This is a genomic window from Empedobacter sp. GD03865, from assembly GCF_029840775.1.
Classification (GTDB): Bacteria; Bacteroidota; Bacteroidia; order Flavobacteriales; family Weeksellaceae; genus Empedobacter; species Empedobacter falsenii_B.
On sequence record NZ_JAOCDF010000008.1, the window covers coordinates 55,099 to 71,967 of the forward strand.

Sequence of the window (16,869 nt, forward strand, 5' to 3'; positions counted from 1 at the left end):
ATTAAACTAATTATTCATTAATTCTATAAATTATTATGGCAGGAGGTGGTAGACTAACCGGACGTCAGAAGATGATTAACCTGATGTATCTCGTGTTCATTGCAATGATGGCTTTGAACGTGGATCGTGAGGTGTTGAGATCTTTCGAAACGATAAATACTTCTTTAGAGTCAACAACGACTTTAACGAAAACAAATAACGATACCTTCTATGGTCAAATTGATCTAAAAGCGAAGGATGATCCAACTTATGCAAAAACTCAAGCTGAGGCTGCAGAAGTTAAAAAGCAAACAAATGATTTTGTTGCTTATATCGATGGATTGAAAAAAGAATTAGCTGGTGCTGATTTTATTTCTGGATCAGAAGATACAGATTACAATGCATTGTCTAATACAGAGCCTGTTGTATCTTTATTCTTTAAAGGAAAAGGAGGTGACAAAGGAAATGAGAAAGCACAAGAGTTTACAAACAAAATTGATGGTTTCAGAAATTTCTTAATGACTTTTGCAAAACAAAGTCCTGATGCTAAAAATGCGGAAGCTCGTATCAACGAATTTTTTGGAACAACTCCAAAATCGAAGAAACAAAGTTGGATGCAAGAAAAATTCTATGATCAACCAATGGTTGCTTCTTTAACGAATTTATCGAAAATGCAAATGGATGCTCGTACAGAAGAAGGTAACTTAGTGAGAGCATTATTATCTGGTAAATTAGAAGAAAAAATCGAATTGGATGCTTTCCAAGGTTTATTCTTATCTCCAGGTGTTGTTAAAGTCGGAGATGAAGCTGTTCTTAATGTAGTTTTAGGAGCTTACGATAATTCAATCAAAGGTTCTGTTTCTACAAGTGTTGGTTCTGCTACTGTTGTTGATGGTAAAGCATCTATTAAGCTGAATACATCTGCAGTTGGTATGCATCAATTAACAGGTAACATTACATACGTATCGAATGGAAAAACGAAAACGGTAGCCATAGCACCTTCAACTTATCAAGTTGTTGCACAAACATTAGATAAAAAAGCTGCTGAGATTATTGAAAAAGATCCAACAGGAGGTTCTATTGTTGCAGATAATTTACGTGTAGTTTATCGTGGAGTATCTAATCCAATTTCAGCAACAATTAACGGTGCAAACGGACCTGTTAGTTTAAGTGCTTCTTCTGGAAGTCCTTCTGGAGCGGGAGCTAACAAATGGAATTATACGCCTGGAGGAGGAAACGAAGTGGTGTTTACGGCATCTGCAAGAGCAAGTTCTGGTAAAACATTATCAGTTCGTGAAACATTCCGTATCAAACCAGTTCCACCAGCACGTGGTGTTATTTTAGGAAATACAAGTCCAGCTATTCCAGATAATGGAATTGCAGCGCAAACAATTCGTGTAGATTGGCCAGATTTCTTATTCCCAATTTCAGGTGAAGTAACATCTTTCAATGTTAAAGTTCCTGGTCAGGCAACGGCTCGTGTTTCTGGAAATAAAATGTCAGGAGCAGCTGGAGTTATTTCGAAAGCGAAAAAAGGTGATATTATTGGTGTTTTCGATATTAAATATCGTACAAATTCAGGAGCAACTGGAGAAGCATCATCTATCGCAATTCAAGTACAATAATTTAAAAAGTAAAAATTTAAAATATGAAGTATCTTTTGTTTGGTTTAATGAGTTTTTTCTCAACTCTTACAATGGCGCAAAATGTTCTTAACGCTGTTTCGCCAGAACAGTTAAGAAAAGACCGCGAAAATAAAACAAGAGTTGATGAAGCTGGAGATACAGTAAGTACGGCTCAAGATCCTATGAAATATGGTTTTATCGAAGATAAAGATGTTTTATGGTCGAAAGTTGTATGGGAAGTAATTGATTTGAATGAGCGTCTAAATCAACCTTATTATAGATCTGGTGATGAGTTAGTGCAAAATTCTAAATCATTATACGATGTATTGGTTGACGGAGTTCGTAGCAAAAAGATTAGAGAAGTTTACGATGATGAGTACTTTCAAACTAAAATGAGTTATGAGCAAATTATGGCTCGTAATGAGAAGAAAGATACACAGCAGTATTACTACGATATGAAAGCTGCTGGAGAAACTCCTGACGAAGCTGCTATTTTTAATTATAAAATTAAATCTGACGATATCAAAATGGTAAAAACGAAAGGTCTTTGGTATATCGACCGTCGTTTAGGAGAATTAAAATATCGTTTGTTAGGTTTAGCAATTATGGGGCCTGATGCGCAATCGTTAGGAACAGAATTTGCTGACGGAGCTTACGTAGATTTATTTTGGATTTGGTATCCTGATGCTCGTAATGTTTTGGTGAATGCAACAGTATTTAATCCAAGTAATTCAAATTCGGCAATTACATACGATGAGATGTTAAATGCACGTAGATTTAGTTCTATTATTTACAAAGCTCAAACAATGTATGGAACGAAAATGATTGATGATTACATTCCAAATGATGCGAAAGGTCAATTAGAAGAACATCACAAAATTAGAAATTCTATCATTCAGTCAGAAGCTGATATGTGGAATTACTAATCAGAATACAATACAAATAAAATCCAGTCATGTGACTGGATTTTTTTGTATTGTATTTATAAGAATTTAACTTTCTAAAATCTAATTCGCGTCTCCTTTTTCAATTCCTTCCTCTATTTTTTCTTCAACTTCAACCTTCTCTTCATGATCCAGTTTCATTTCTCCCGAATCATCATCGCTACGCAAAACAACTTGAATACTGATAGGGAAATGATCTGAACCAATATTTGGTTCTCGTATCATATCAATTAATCGAAATTGAGAACTTAAAAAATAATGATCCAAAGGCCAACGTAAGAACCAATGATGCGCATGAAAAGTATTGAACATTCCACGACCACGACGAGGATCTAAAAGTTGCGAAGTTTTCAAAAATAAACGTGTTGTTCTGCTCCACGCAACATCATTCAAATCTCCAAAAACAATACACGCTTTTCCATATTCTTTCGCTTGTTTTCCAATAATCAAAATCTCAGCATCGCGTTCAGCGCTTTCTTCATTTTCTTGCGGAACTGGCGGAGTTGGATGTAAACCATACAAACGCACAATTTGATTATTATATTCGATATCAGCAATAATTGAAGGGATTTCTGTGCTGATTAAATAATTAATTTTTTGGTATTTTATAGGTAATTTAGAGTAAAACAATAATCCATAAGTATTTTCTAACGGAACTTCTATTTTGTACTCAAAATCGTTTGTAGCTTCTTTTATTTGTTCCATCCATTCGTTGTTCGTTTCTAATAAAAAAACGATATCAGGATTTCTTTTCTTAATTAATTCAACCAAATTTTGATATTTCGTATTGTCTTGCAAAACATTATAAACAAGTAAATCAAGCGGTTTTTCATTTGGTTTTAAGGATACTTGTTCAATCATTTTTTTACCAAATGGAGAATAAGGAATAATGACCCAAAGCAAATAAATCGCAGTAAAAATTAAACAAATAAATAAACTTATTGTAATTGAAGTTTTAGGCACAACAATGAATAAAATACAAGTAGCAATTACCAAAACAAATTTCTGAAATCGTGGATAATCAAAAACTCTAACCGTCCAATGTGTATGTTTGATGAAAGGAATAATGACTGAAAGGATAATGAGGCAAGAAATTATGGTATAGAATATTTGCATAAAATGGTTGATTTTAAGAATAAAGATAAGTAAAACCGAAACATTATTTACCTTTGTAAGCAAATTTTAGAAATTGAAAAAAGTAGAATATATCATCGTTGGTCAAGGTGTTGCAGGGAGTTGTATGGCGATGAAATTGTTGAAAGAAAATAAATCTTTTGTGGTAATTGATAATCATTTTCACAAAGCATCGGCAATTGCTGCTGGAATTTTTAATCCTGTAGTGCTAAAACGATTTTCAATTGTTTGGAATGCGACAAAACAAATCGAAAGATTACGCGAGGTTTTTGGTGATTTTGAACAATTATTAAACAAAAAATATATCTACAATTTTCCAGTTTATAGAATTTTTAATGACGAACAAGAGAAAAAAACGTGGTTGAAAAAAGCGACAACTCATCCAGATTTGATTGATTATTTAGCAACAGATACAGAACAACTGAATGATTTTTCTTCAATCAATTCTCCGATTGGTTCTGGCGAAGTTTTGCACACAGGTCGTGTCGATTTGACAAATCTTCTGGCTGATTTTAAAGATTATTTAGTTGAAAATGATTTGTTTCTTGATGAGACTTTTGATTTCAATGAGTTAAAATTAAATGATAATCAAACGAGCTATAAAAATATCGAGGCAACTAAAATAATTTTTGCTGAAGGTTATAATATTTTGAGCAATCCATATTTCAAAAATTTACCTGTAATTGGTGTAAAAGGCGAAGTGTTGAAAATTGAAATTGATGCCAATTTACCCGAAGCAGTTGTGAAAGGAAAAGAATTTTTGATGCCTTTAGAAAATAATCAATATTTTGTAGGTGCAACTTACGATCGCGATCATGTGAATTATGAAAATACTGAAGAAGCTAAGAAATATTTGGTTGAAGGTGTTCAGAATTTTTTCAAAGATGATTTTGAAGTTGTGGAGCAACATGCGTCAATTCGTCCAACTGTTGTCGATCGTCGTCCGATTATTGGAGCGCATCCAACGTATCAACAATTGATTTGTTTGAATGGAATGGGAACGCGCGGAACAATGTTGGCCCCTGTGATGGTGGATGATTTGTACGATTTTTTAGAAAATAATCAACCTATTGATAAAGAAGCGAATATTGCACGTTTCTATGATCGATTTTAAACCTATTTTGAATGAAAAATTTTGACATAAAAATATTTGCAATTCAACTTGTAGCAAGCGTTTTGTTATTTTTAGGAATTCAACAATTTTACGTTTTGGTTGAATTAGATTTGATTGAATTAATTCATTCAATGGGAAAAGATAATTTTGCCTTTTTGGTTAGAAAAAGTGACGAATTCGGAATCAGCGAAAAACTGAAACATTTAGCTACAATGAAAACAATTTTGAGTTTTGTAGGTATTGTTTTGGCATATATTTTATGTTCAGTTATCAACCATAAACGCAATTACGATTGGAAAATGTCTGTAATTATAGTAGTGTTGTGTTTTTTAGTTTTTCAATTCAGATTAATCAATCTTCCAATTAATTTTATTGCAACCAAAAATCTCGCATTGGCTTATTTTGTGCCAGCAACTTTTTCGATTTTAATCAGTTTTGTATTGTATTTTTTGAGTTATCGTTTAAAACCTTAAAAAAAATCAATGCAAAATTCTACAATTAGCATTAATATTTTTAGCTTCTTTTATAAAAGTTAAAGCTAATTGTTCATCGTTAACATCAATTGTTATTGAATGTCCATCTAATAATTTGTCAACATTACTTTTAGCAACTTTTAATGATATTTTTAGTAAGTCAATTTGTAGATGTGTTAAAGTGACTTTTTGAAATCCTTCATTCCAGCCATCAAATATTATCTTCATAAGTGATTTTAAATATTGTTAAAAATAGAAATGAATACTTGTTTTAAGTTCTAATGCTTTATGAAATATATTAATAATATTTTCACATTCAGGATATGTTTTCTTCAATTGATTATAAGTGCTTTCAATTAGAGTTAAATTATTAATTTTTTCGTCTTCATAATCGTCAATTATTGAATTACAAGTTTGATTAATTAAATCAAAAACACCTTTCTTCCATAAAATATTAAATTCTGATTCATTTAACCTAATTTCGATTAATTCGTTTGGAGAAGCTGTATCATAATCTAATTTTAATTCAGCTTCTTTATTAATAGGAACAATAATAATTTTACTCATAATCATTAATTGAAAGGTGATTGTTATTTTTAAAACACTTTCACAATATACTACTTATAGTTTTGAGATAAGTTTTCATCTAACAAAAAACATTGTATTTTTGCAAAATGTTATTAGTACAAAATTTAGGAGTTTATTTTGCGGGTAGATATTTATTCGAAAACGTTTCGTTCCGCATCAACAAAGGAAACCGTGTTGGTTTGGTAGGGAAAAATGGAGCAGGAAAATCTACTTTGCTTAAAATTTTAGCCAAAAGTCAGCAATCTTCAGAAGGTGAAGTTGTTTACGAAGGCGACGTTACAATCGGATATTTATCGCAAGATATTGATTTTGTACAAGGAAGAACGGTTTGGCAAGAAGCGGATTCTGCTTTTGAGCAATTGGTTGAAATTCAGGAACGTATTGATTTTGTAAACAAAGAATTAGCTGAAAGAACAGATTACGAATCGGACGAATATGGAAAATTAATTGAAGATATTTCTCATTTAACAGAACGTTTCGGACTTTTAGGTGGTTACACAAAAGATGCTGAAATCGAACAAATTTTAATTGGTTTAGGATTCAAAAATTCAGATTTTCATCGCCCAACAGAAGAATTTTCTGGAGGTTGGAGAATGCGAATTGAATTGGCAAAACTATTGTTGCAAAAACATGATGTAATGCTTTTAGATGAGCCTACCAACCATTTGGATATCGATTCGATTGTTTGGTTAGAAGATTTCTTGAAAGATTATCCTGGAGCTGTTGTGTTGGTTTCGCACGACCGTCAATTTTTGGATAACGTAACTAATCGTACAATCGAAATTGCAAATCGCCACATCTCAGATTTCAAGGCGAATTATACGCGTTATTTGGAATTACGTGAAGATCGTCGCGAGAAATTAGAGCAAGCGCAAAAAAATCAAGAACAAATGATTAAGCACACGGAAGATTTGATTTCTAAATTCCGTGCAAAAGCGAACAAAGCTTCGATGGCACAATCATTAATCAAAAAATTAGATAAAATAGAACGCATCGAAATTGAAAATGATGATGTAACGAAGATGAATATCCGTTTTGTGGATGCTGTTCAGCCAGGTAAAATTATTTTCGAGTTAGATGATGTAGGTGTTGCTTTTGGTGATCATCAAGTTTTTGATCATGTTTCTTTTTATGTTAATCGAGGAGAAAAAGTAGCTTTTGTTGGTCAAAATGGTCAAGGAAAAACGACTTTATCGCGTGCGATTATCAACGAACAAGAGCATTCAGGCAAAATAAAACATGGACATAATGTAGAAATCGGATATTTTGCCCAAAATCAAGCACATGTTTTGAATGATAAATTAACGGTTTTAGAAGAAGCAGAAAATTCTGCAACAGAAGAAACACGTAAACATGTTCGCGATTATTTAGGTGCATTTATGTTTGGTGGTGATGCTGTTGAGAAAAAAGTTTCGGTTCTTTCGGGAGGTGAGCGAAATCGTTTGGCGTTGTGTAAATTATTGTTACGTCCATTCAATGTATTAATCATGGATGAGCCAACGAACCACTTGGATATTGTATCAAAAGAATTGTTGAAAAAAGCTTTACAAAAATATTCTGGAACTTTGATTTTAGTATCTCATGACCGTGAATTTTTAGAAGGTTTAGTAGATAAAGTGTTCGATTTCCGTAATGGTCAAGTGAAAGAATATCTTTCTGGAATTGATGATTATTTGGCGCAAATAAAAGCGGGAAGTTTCCGTGAAGTGGAGAAAGGAAATAGTTTGGCTGCACCAAAAGAAGAGAAGTCGATTGAAGTTAAAATAGAACAAGCGAAAAGAGTTTTATCTTTTGAGGAAGAAAAAGAGCAAAAACGTCTTAAAAATAGATTATCAAGAATCGAAACAGAGATTTCTGATTTAGAAACGAAGATTGCAGATTTAGAAAATAAATTGCATGCAGGTTCGCAAACGCAACAAGAATTGGACAAATACTCGAATCTGAAAAATGATTTAGATAAAAAAATGTTAGAGTGGGAGGAAGTTTCTGAACAAATTATCTAACGAAAGAAATAGAATAAAAAGTGCTACAAATTGTAGCACTTTTTTTGTACATTATATTTTTAGAATAAGACAAAATGCATAAACAATCTTTTGCTGCAATTATATCAGAACAACCAAAAACATTAATTCTTGGCTCTTTACCTGGTGATATATCGTTAGAAGTTAATCAATATTATGGGCATCCACGTAATCGATTTTGGAAAATGATATTTGAGATTTTTGAGACAAAATTTTCAAAAGATTATGAAATAAGAAAACAACTTATTTTACAAAATAAGTTAGCGCTTTGGGATGTTGTACATTCTGCAGAACGAAAAGGAAGTATGGATGTAGATATGAAAAATGTTTCGCCAAATCAGATTGATGAATTGTTGAATGAACATCCTACAATCGAGAAAATAATTTTCAATGGAAAGAAAGCGGAACAATTATTTTGGAAATATTTTGATGAAAAAACATCCATAGAGTATATTTCTTTGCCAAGTACAAGTCCAGCTAATGCTCAATTTTCTTACGAACGATTGCTTAAAATCTGGAAAAATGCAATTATTTAAGATGAATTTTTAATGTTCAAAATAATTTAATCAAAAAAAAGTAAAATTATTTTAGTACTTAAAAATATTATGATGAGAAACTTAGCTTTTAATGTAAAATAATTATGAAAAAAATGTTTCCTAAAAGTTTTGTAATTAAAAAAGCTGTTCTATATTTGCACTCACAATCGCGGGAATAGCTCAATTGGTAGAGCGTCAGCCTTCCAAGCTGAATGTTGCGGGTTCGAGTCCCGTTTCCCGCTCTAACTTCTTTCTTAGAAGTGGATGCCTTGGTGGTGGAATTGGTAGACACGCAGGACTTAAAATCCTGTGTCCATTAGGACGTGCGGGTTCAAGTCCCGCCTGAGGTACAACAAAGCTCAAGAATTTATTTTCTTGAGCTTTTTTTGTTATATATTTTTTTCATAAAATAGATTTAAAAAAAACCACCTAAACAACTTTAGATGGTTTTTAAAATTATAAGTTGTAATAAATTACTTATTCATTGAGATTAAAAACTCTTCGTTAGAGCGTGTATGTTTGATACGATCGTGTAAGAATTCCATCGCTTCTACAGGATTCATATCCGATAAATGGTTGCGAAGAACCCACATTAATTGTTGTGTTTTGTCGTCTAATAACAAATCGTCTTTACGCGTAGAAGAACTTACTAAGTCAATTGCAGGGAAAATACGTTTGTTCGAAATCTTACGATCCAATTGTAACTCCATATTACCTGTTCCTTTAAATTCTTCGAAAATAACTTCATCCATTTTAGAACCTGTATCAATCAATGCAGTTGCAATAATTGTTAAAGAACCTCCATTTTCGATGTTACGAGCAGCTCCAAAGAAACGTTTTGGTTTGTGTAATGCATTTGCATCAACACCACCCGATAACACTTTACCAGAAGCTGGCGAAACAGTATTGTAAGCACGTGCCAAACGCGTAATAGAATCTAAAAGAATCACAACATCGTGTCCACATTCTACCATACGTTTTGCCTTCTCTAAAACGATATTCGCAACTTTTACATGGCGATTTGCTTCCTCATCAAACGTAGATGCAATAACCTCTCCGTTTACCGAACGTTTCATATCTGTTACCTCTTCTGGACGCTCATCGATTAATAAAACAATCAAATAAACTTCTGGATGATTTTGCGCAATTCCATTCGCAATATCTTTCAATAACGTTGTTTTACCCGTTTTTGGTGGCGCCACAATCATCCCACGTTGACCTTTACCTATTGGTGTAAATAAGTCAATCACGCGATTTGATAAAGATTTAGAATTACTTAAATTGAATTTCTCGTTAGGGAAAAGTGGAGTTAAATGCTCAAAAGCGATACGATCACGTACATAATCTGGCGTACGACCGTTGATTTCTTTAATTTTGATTAAAGGAAAATATTTTTCACCTTCTTTTGGAGGACGAACTTCTCCTGTAATTGTATCTCCCGTTTTTAATCCAAATAATCTAATTTGAGATTGAGAAACATACACATCATCAGGCGAAGACAAATAATTAAAATCAGATGAACGTAAAAAACCATAATTATTATCTGGTAAAATCTCTAAAACACCTTCAGTTTCAATAATTCCATCAAATTCATAATTCGCAGCGCGATATTTATTTTTTTGATTTTGATTGTTGTGGTGATTATTTTGTTGAGATTGATCGTTTTGATTACGATTATCAGATTGATTATTTTTCTTCTGATTATTTTGGTTATTCTTTTTCAGATCTTGGCTTTTGTTTGCTCGTTCCTGAAATTTATTAACGCGAGGATTATTTTCTTCCTTTTTTTCTGTTTCGGTAGAAATATTTTCAACTTTTTCAGTTTTTACTTCTTCTGCAACAGCCTCTTTTTGTTGAACTTCTCCTTCCGAATTCTGAACTCGTTTGCGTTTCGGTTTCTTTTCTTCTGTAGGTAGATTTTCAGCTTTATCTTTTTTAGCAGGTTTTGTTTCAGCTTTTTCTTCAACCTTTGGTTGGCTGTTGATAAAACCTAAAACAGCGTCTAACAATTCGCCTTTTTTTAATTTCTTATACCCATCGATTTTCAGTTGCTCTGCAACTTGTTGTAAATCTGGTAATTTGAATGATTTTAATTCTTCGATATCAAACATAATCCTATAATGAAGGTATTAATGTGTTTATATTTTTTTTATTCAATAAAGTAATTGGGAATCATAACAATAGAATTGTTATAAAGCGTATAAATTTGAGATTTATTAATGCAATAGTACGAATAATTATAAAAACTCAAAAAGTTTTTTTACATTTGTATTCGAAATTTAAGAAATGATTCAAAGAAAGCAAAGTATATATTTATTCTTAAGTGGAATAATTTCGAGTATATTCGCCATGAATTTTGATAAGCTGTTTGATATTCCATTAAATTGGTTACAAAATCCGGAGAAAGGAGATTACATTTTTTCGTTAGCCTTTTTCTCATCAGCTTTAATTTCATTTTTAACCATTATGTTTTTCAAAAAACGTAAGTTACAGATTAGCTTAGGATGGTTAAACATTATTTTGAATGTTTTATTAATTGGTTCTTTTGTATATTGTCTATTAACATTACCTGGAGAAGGAAATTCTGAGAAAGGTATTTGGGCATTAGTTCCTTTAGCTTCGATTGTGCTTCTGTCAATTGCCAATCGTTTGATTAAGAAGGATGATGATCTTGTAAAATCAGTAGACCGTTTCAGATAGACCAAAAACTTTTTATATTATGAGTGTCTAAAAGCAGTTTCAAGCAATTGAAACTGCTTTTTTCGTTTAAAGAAGTTTATTCGAATGTTAAATAAAAATTAATTTTACACTGATGTTTTGAAAATCTAAACTAAAATAAAGGGGTGTTGAATTTATTTGTAATGAAATTATAATTTAACCCCTAAAAAAATAGGGGTGTTTTTATTTTGTGTTTAATTTTTATTTATTTTTGCATCATAAAACAACACAAAGTAATTTTCTTATGACATCATTTCGTTTTGAAGCATTAAAAGCCGCAAGCAATCGCAAACCGGTAGCTGTTCCTGAATTAGGGAAAAAATCAGAAATTTTTGGAAGCAATGTTTTCAATGACAAAGCAATGCGTCAACATTTAACTTCAGAAGCTTATAAAGCCGTTCGTTCTGCAATGGATTATGGTACTAAAATCGACCGTAAAATGGCAGATTTTGTTGCTTTAGGAATGAAAGAATGGGCGATGAGCAAAGGTGTAACACATTATACACACTGGTTTCAGCCATTAACAGGAACAACAGCAGAAAAACATGATGCTTTTTTCGAAACTTCATTTGATGGAGCAGATCCTGTAGAAAAATTTAGTGGATCATTATTAGTTCAACAAGAACCAGATGCATCTTCTTTTCCAAATGGAGGAATTCGTAATACATTCGAAGCACGTGGATATACAGCTTGGGATCCAACCTCACCAGCATTTATTTTTGGAACAACTTTATGCATTCCGACAGTATTTGTTTCGTACACAGGAGAAGCTCTAGATAATAAAGCACCTTTGTTAAGAGCGCTTTTATCAATTGATGAAGCAGCTACAGAAGTAGCGAAGTTCTTCGATAAAAATGTGAAGAAAGTAACTCCGACTTTAGGTTGGGAACAAGAATATTTCTTAATTGATGATGCTTTAGCGGCTTCTCGTCCAGATATTTTACAAACTGGTAGAACGTTGTTAGGACATGTTTCTGCAAAAGGTCAACAATTAGAAGATCATTATTTTGGTTCGATTCCTACACGTGTTTTAAATTATATGCGCGATTTAGAAAACGAATGTATGTTGTTGGGAATTCCTGTAAAAACTCGTCACAACGAAGTTGCTCCAAATCAATTTGAGTTAGCCCCAATTTTTGAAGAAACGAATTTAGCAGTTGACCACAATTCATTATTAATGGATGTGATGCAAAAAGTAGGAGAGCGTCATCATTTTAAAGTGTTATTCCACGAAAAACCATTCAAAGGAGTTAACGGATCAGGAAAACACAATAACTGGTCGTTAGCAACTGATACTGGAGTAAATTTATTAGCGCCAGGAAAAACACCAAATAGCAATTTACAGTTTTTAACGTTTTTTATCAATACCATCAAAGCAGTTTCAATTTACGAGGAATTGTTACGTGCTTCTATCGCTTCGGCTTCTAATGACCACCGTTTAGGTGCGAATGAAGCGCCACCAGCAATTATTTCGATTTTTATTGGTCAACAATTGACAAAAGTATTGGAAGAATTAGAAGGTGTTTCGACAGGGAAATTATCTCCAGAAGAAAAAACTGATTTAAAATTAAACGTTGTAGGTAAAATTCCAGATGTTTTATTAGACAATACTGACAGAAACAGAACTTCTCCTTTTGCTTTTACAGGAAATAAATTCGAGTTCCGTGCTGTAGGATCAACTGCAAACTGTGCAAATGCGATGACAACCTTGAACGCAATTATAGCAAAACAATTGATTGATTTCAAAAAAGAAGTTGATGCCTTGATTGAAACAGGTTTGAAAAAAGACGAAGCAATTTTCAATGTTTTACGTGAGTATATCAAAGAAACAAAAAATATATTATTCGAAGGAGACGGATACAGCAAAGAATGGGAAGAAGAAGCAGCTCGTAGAGGATTGTCAAATCACAAAACAACTCCATCAGCTTTAAAAGCAAAAGTTTCTCAAAAATCGTTGGATTTATTCTCGGAGCTTAATGTAATGAACAACACAGAAGTTGAAGCGCGTTATGAAATCGAATTAGAAGATTACATCAAGAAAATTCAGATTGAAGGTCGTGTTTTAGGTGATATTGTTAGGAATCATATTATTCCGACAGCTTTCAAATATCAAAATATATTGATCAAAAACATTAAAGGATTCAAAGATATTTTTGGAGATGATTATGAAGAATATGCAGGCGAGCAATTAATCATTTTAAAGAAAATTTCGATGCATGTAAACGAATTAAACGCAAAATTGCACTTAATGATGGATGCGCGTAAAGAAGCAAATGTGGTTGAATCTTTAGAAGAGAAAGCATATGCTTATTGTGATAAAGTAAAACCATATTATGATGAAATTCGTTACCATGCGGATAAGTTAGAATTAATGGTAGACAACGAATACTGGGTCTTAACAAAATACAGAGAATTATTATTTACGAGATAATATTTTCAACAATAAATTACAAAACCGATGAGAAATCATCGGTTTTTTTTTATTCAAATTTTCTGAATCCCTTGAGTTATTGTATCTTTGCAATCCAATAAAAGTATATGGCAGATTTAGGTCTATTAGATAAATTAAGAGCAATCAAACAACGTTTCGATGAGGTAGCAGATTTAATCATCCAACCAGATATCGTAACAGATCAAGCTCGTTATGCGAAATTAAACAAAGAATATTCTGATTTGAAAGACTTTGTTGAAATGCAAAAACAATACGAAAACTTAATCAATGTAATTGAGGAAGCAGACGAAATTATTCAAGATGGTTCTGATGCTGAAATGGTTGAGTTAGCTAAAATAGAAAAAGACGAAGCAATCAATGCGATTCCACCTTTAGAGGAAGAAATCAAAATGATGTTGATTCCAAAAGATCCAGAAGATGAGAAAAACATCATTGTCGAGTTACGTTCTGGTACAGGAGGAGATGAAGCAGCGATTTTCGTAGAAGATATTTACCGCATGTATTCGATGTATTTCAAAGAAAAAGGATGGAAACACGAAGTATTAAATACTTCTGAAGCATCTGGAAAAGGATACAAAGAGTTGGTGATGCAAGTAGAAGGAAATGCAGTGTATGGAACGATGAAATACGAATCGGGTGTTCACCGTGTACAACGTGTTCCTGAAACAGAATCGCAAGGGCGTGTGCATACATCGGCGATTACGGTTGCGGTTTTACCAGAAGCAGAGGAAGTTGATGTAGTGATTAATCCAGCAGATTTGGAGTATCAAACAGCGCGTTCGTCTGGTGCGGGAGGACAAAATGTAAATAAAGTTGAAACAAAAGTTCAATTAACGCACAAACCTTCTGGAATTGTAATTGTTTGTCAAGAAGCGCGTTCTCAACATAAGAACCGTGAAAAAGCGTTACAATTATTACGTACAAAATTGTATGAAATCGAGTTCGAGAAAAAACATTCAGAACGTTCTGCTCAACGTAAATCGTTAGTTTCGACTGGTGACCGTTCGGCTAAAATTCGTACATACAACTATCCGCAAGGACGTGTAACAGATCACCGTATCAACAAATCAATTTATAATTTGGATAACTTTATGAATGGAGATATTCAAGAAATGATTGATGCATTGAAAATGGCAGAAAATGCAGAAAAATTAAAAGGTTCGGAAGAAGATTTCTAACATCAATTTTAAATCTTAGATCATACAAAACACTTCAAGAAATTGAGGTGTTTTTTTATATATTTATAGTATTAAGAATAAAACAAATGATGAAAACAAGAGTTAAAATTTGTTGTATTAGTAGCAAAGAAGAAGCACAACAAGCGATAAAATATGGAGCGAGTGGATTAGGTTTAGTTGGTAATATGCCAAGCGGACCAGGTATTATTGGTGATGATTTAATCAAAGATATTACACAAATTATCCCGCCAACATTAGCTTCGTTTTTATTAACAAGTGAAACAACTTCAGAAACAATTATTCAACATTATAAAAAAGTTTATACGAATACAATTCAGTTGGTTGATGAGCTGAAAAACGAAGAATATCAAATTTTGAGAAACGAATTACCTTGGGTAAAATTGGTACAAGTGATTCATGTAATTGATGAAAATTCGGTAACTGAAGCGATAGAGAAATCTCAGTTTGTAGACGCTATTTTATTAGATAGCGGAAATCCTAACTTACAAGTAAAAGAACTGGGAGGGACAGGGCGCACGCACAATTGGGCGATTAGTAAAAAAATTAGAGAAGAAATTAACATTCCTCTATTTTTGGCTGGCGGTCTTCATCCTGATAATATTCGTGAAGCGATTGATGTTGTTCAGCCTTTTGGCGTAGATATTTGCAGTGGTGTAAGAACTGACGGAAAATTAGATGAAAAGAAATTAGACGCTTTTTTTAGAGCGGTTAATGGTTAAAAAAATAAAATCCTTGTCAAAGTTTTGAATCTTGACAAGGATTTTACTTATTCAAAAACCTAATTAGAAGTTTCAAATTCTATCAAATAATTTTTTAGAGGGTAATTAGTTGTATTTCTAAAATTACTTGTAATCATAAACTGATATTTTTTATTTGGTTCTAATTCTACACTAATTGTCCAACTTTTATTATCATTTGACCAATATCTTTTCTTGAAATCACTTTTAGGAAATGCGGCTTCACCTAATTCACCATAATCTACTCCAGTATTAAATCCATTTAGAGGTTCAGAAAAATTGATGGTAATCTCTTTTGTTTTGGGATCAACATTTTTACTGTAATTGTTAAATTGTTTTATTCCAAGAACAGTAGGTCTTTTGCTTTCAAAATCTTTTTGAAGTTCTTCTAATGATTTAGAAAAATAATTTGATTTAGTTACATAATCTTCAATAACAGCTTCGTTTGCATAATCTAATTCGATTAATTCTTTTATTGCATTTTGTTTATTATTCGCTTGATTGTAATAGTTTTCAGCCATCTGATAACCGACATAATAACCTAAATCTCTTACACCAAACTCATTTGGAGAATCTCCCCAAAGCCATTTGTTTAAATTATTAAGAGTAAACATTTCTTGTTCAAATCGTGCTCTTACTTTTTCGTTATTCTTCTTACCATAAGCTATTGCAGGAGCTACCGATGGTACATTCATTGCTTTTGTGGAGACAAATTCTGCAATACCTTCGTAAATAACATTAGAAAGAAGATTGTTTGCTGGTAATTTTTGTTGTGTATGTACATACTCATGCGCATTTAATAATATTAAATTATTAATCGGTTCGCTATCAAAATACAAACGTCTTGAGTTGCGTTGATTTTCAGGAAATTCGTCTGTAATGGTATTTTTATCCGTCATCGCAATTTCGCTTCCAATCAAAACACTTCCATCTTTTATTGTTCCATTTGTACGTAATGCACCAATTGTAAAGTAAATATTAGCTGGTTTTAATTCAGGATAAATCAATCGGAGTTTTTTAATTCCTTTATTCAAATCTTTTGATAGATTCTTAGACTTTAAGGTATTTTTTCGAACCGAATTCCAGAATTTAGGATAAGTATTAATTGCATTGATATAATCTTTTTCGGTATAATTTCTTGCTTCTCTAATTAATTTTAAACCTTGTGTACCTTTTGATAAATAGTCGTCATTCAAATATTTATATTGCAATACAGAATCTTTAGTTTGAGTTATTTTATCATAAGCAGTCCAAAAATTATCCACGTCTGATGTAAAAACTTTTTGCGCATTGACAGAAAAAGAAAAGAGGAAATAAGCTGTAATAGATGTTAATATAGAATTTTTCAT

The 16,869-nt window shown here is 32.3% G+C and carries 15 protein-coding genes and 2 tRNA genes; 12 read left to right on the forward strand and 5 right to left on the reverse strand.

Annotation, left to right across the window (positions count from 1 at the left end; genetic code table 11):
* Positions 1-35: 35 nt before the first annotated feature.
* The gene (locus N5D46_RS04885) at positions 36-1,604 is read left to right on the forward strand and encodes a GldM family protein (RefSeq protein ID WP_219034384.1); all 1,569 of its coding nucleotides are present in this window, start codon (positions 36-38) and stop codon (positions 1,602-1,604) included.
* Between the two features lie 23 nt (positions 1,605-1,627).
* The gene (gene gldN, locus N5D46_RS04890; protein WP_280049307.1) at positions 1,628-2,530 is read left to right on the forward strand and encodes a gliding motility protein GldN; all 903 of its coding nucleotides are present in this window, start codon (positions 1,628-1,630) and stop codon (positions 2,528-2,530) included.
* Positions 2,531-2,611: 81 nt separating this feature from the next.
* Here gldN and N5D46_RS04895 read toward each other — a convergent pair whose 3' ends face one another.
* On the reverse strand, positions 2,612-3,664 hold the full coding sequence (locus N5D46_RS04895) for an endonuclease/exonuclease/phosphatase family protein (protein WP_280049309.1): 1,053 nt from the start codon (positions 3,662-3,664) through the stop codon (positions 2,612-2,614).
* A 73-nt stretch (positions 3,665-3,737) separates the two neighbouring features.
* Here N5D46_RS04895 and N5D46_RS04900 point away from each other — a divergent pair, with 73 nt between their 5' ends.
* Both N5D46_RS04900 and N5D46_RS04905 read left to right on the forward strand, forming a co-directional pair.
* The gene (locus N5D46_RS04900) at positions 3,738-4,796 is read left to right on the forward strand and encodes an FAD-dependent oxidoreductase (RefSeq protein ID WP_280049310.1); all 1,059 of its coding nucleotides are present in this window, start codon (positions 3,738-3,740) and stop codon (positions 4,794-4,796) included.
* An 11-nt stretch (positions 4,797-4,807) separates the two neighbouring features.
* Positions 4,808-5,269, forward strand: coding sequence for a hypothetical protein (locus N5D46_RS04905; RefSeq protein ID WP_125349616.1), 462 nt, complete (start codon positions 4,808-4,810; stop codon positions 5,267-5,269).
* Between the two features lie 6 nt (positions 5,270-5,275).
* Here the strand turns inward: N5D46_RS04905 and N5D46_RS04910 are convergent, their stop codons facing one another.
* Both N5D46_RS04910 and N5D46_RS04915 read right to left on the reverse strand, forming a co-directional pair.
* Complete coding sequence (locus N5D46_RS04910; protein ID WP_115001689.1) at positions 5,276-5,497, reverse strand: hypothetical protein; 222 nt, start codon at positions 5,495-5,497, stop codon at positions 5,276-5,278.
* 18 nt (positions 5,498-5,515) lie between these two features.
* Complete coding sequence (locus tag N5D46_RS04915) at positions 5,516-5,836, reverse strand: hypothetical protein (RefSeq protein ID WP_280049311.1); 321 nt, start codon at positions 5,834-5,836, stop codon at positions 5,516-5,518.
* A 107-nt stretch (positions 5,837-5,943) separates the two neighbouring features.
* Between N5D46_RS04915 and N5D46_RS04920 the strand changes: the two genes are divergently transcribed.
* From N5D46_RS04920 to N5D46_RS04935, 4 genes are all read left to right on the forward strand, one after another.
* A complete protein-coding gene (locus N5D46_RS04920) occupies positions 5,944-7,860 on the forward strand; it encodes an ABC-F family ATP-binding cassette domain-containing protein (protein WP_280049312.1) in 1,917 nt (638 codons plus the stop codon).
* 74 nt (positions 7,861-7,934) lie between these two features.
* A complete protein-coding gene (locus N5D46_RS04925; protein ID WP_280049313.1) occupies positions 7,935-8,414 on the forward strand; it encodes a DNA-deoxyinosine glycosylase in 480 nt (159 codons plus the stop codon).
* 169 nt (positions 8,415-8,583) lie between these two features.
* Positions 8,584-8,656: transfer RNA gene (locus N5D46_RS04930), tRNA-Gly, on the forward strand.
* 24 nt (positions 8,657-8,680) lie between these two features.
* A tRNA-Leu gene (locus N5D46_RS04935) sits at positions 8,681-8,764 on the forward strand.
* A 123-nt stretch (positions 8,765-8,887) separates the two neighbouring features.
* On the opposite strand, the gene rho is transcribed toward N5D46_RS04935, so the two are convergent.
* On the reverse strand, positions 8,888-10,525 hold the full coding sequence (rho, locus tag N5D46_RS04940; RefSeq protein ID WP_280036679.1) for a transcription termination factor Rho: 1,638 nt from the start codon (positions 10,523-10,525) through the stop codon (positions 8,888-8,890).
* 175 nt (positions 10,526-10,700) lie between these two features.
* Here rho and N5D46_RS04945 point away from each other — a divergent pair, with 175 nt between their 5' ends.
* The 4 genes from N5D46_RS04945 to N5D46_RS04960 all read left to right on the forward strand — a co-directional run bounded on the left by N5D46_RS04945 (position 10,701) and on the right by N5D46_RS04960 (position 15,502).
* On the forward strand, positions 10,701-11,114 hold the full coding sequence (locus N5D46_RS04945) for a DUF4293 domain-containing protein (protein WP_038332961.1): 414 nt from the start codon (positions 10,701-10,703) through the stop codon (positions 11,112-11,114).
* A gap of 262 nt (positions 11,115-11,376) precedes the next feature.
* Complete coding sequence (locus N5D46_RS04950) at positions 11,377-13,563, forward strand: glutamine synthetase III (protein ID WP_280049314.1); 2,187 nt, start codon at positions 11,377-11,379, stop codon at positions 13,561-13,563.
* 107 nt (positions 13,564-13,670) lie between these two features.
* Entirely contained in the window at positions 13,671-14,762 is a 1,092-nt protein-coding gene (gene prfA, locus N5D46_RS04955; RefSeq protein WP_038332970.1) for a peptide chain release factor 1, read from the forward strand.
* Between the two features lie 89 nt (positions 14,763-14,851).
* Complete coding sequence (locus N5D46_RS04960) at positions 14,852-15,502, forward strand: phosphoribosylanthranilate isomerase (RefSeq protein ID WP_125349663.1); 651 nt, start codon at positions 14,852-14,854, stop codon at positions 15,500-15,502.
* Positions 15,503-15,561: 59 nt separating this feature from the next.
* On the opposite strand, the gene N5D46_RS04965 is transcribed toward N5D46_RS04960, so the two are convergent.
* Positions 15,562-16,869 (reverse strand): DUF2268 domain-containing putative Zn-dependent protease, encoded by a 1,308-nt coding sequence (locus N5D46_RS04965; RefSeq protein WP_115001677.1) that lies wholly within the window; start codon positions 16,867-16,869, stop codon positions 15,562-15,564.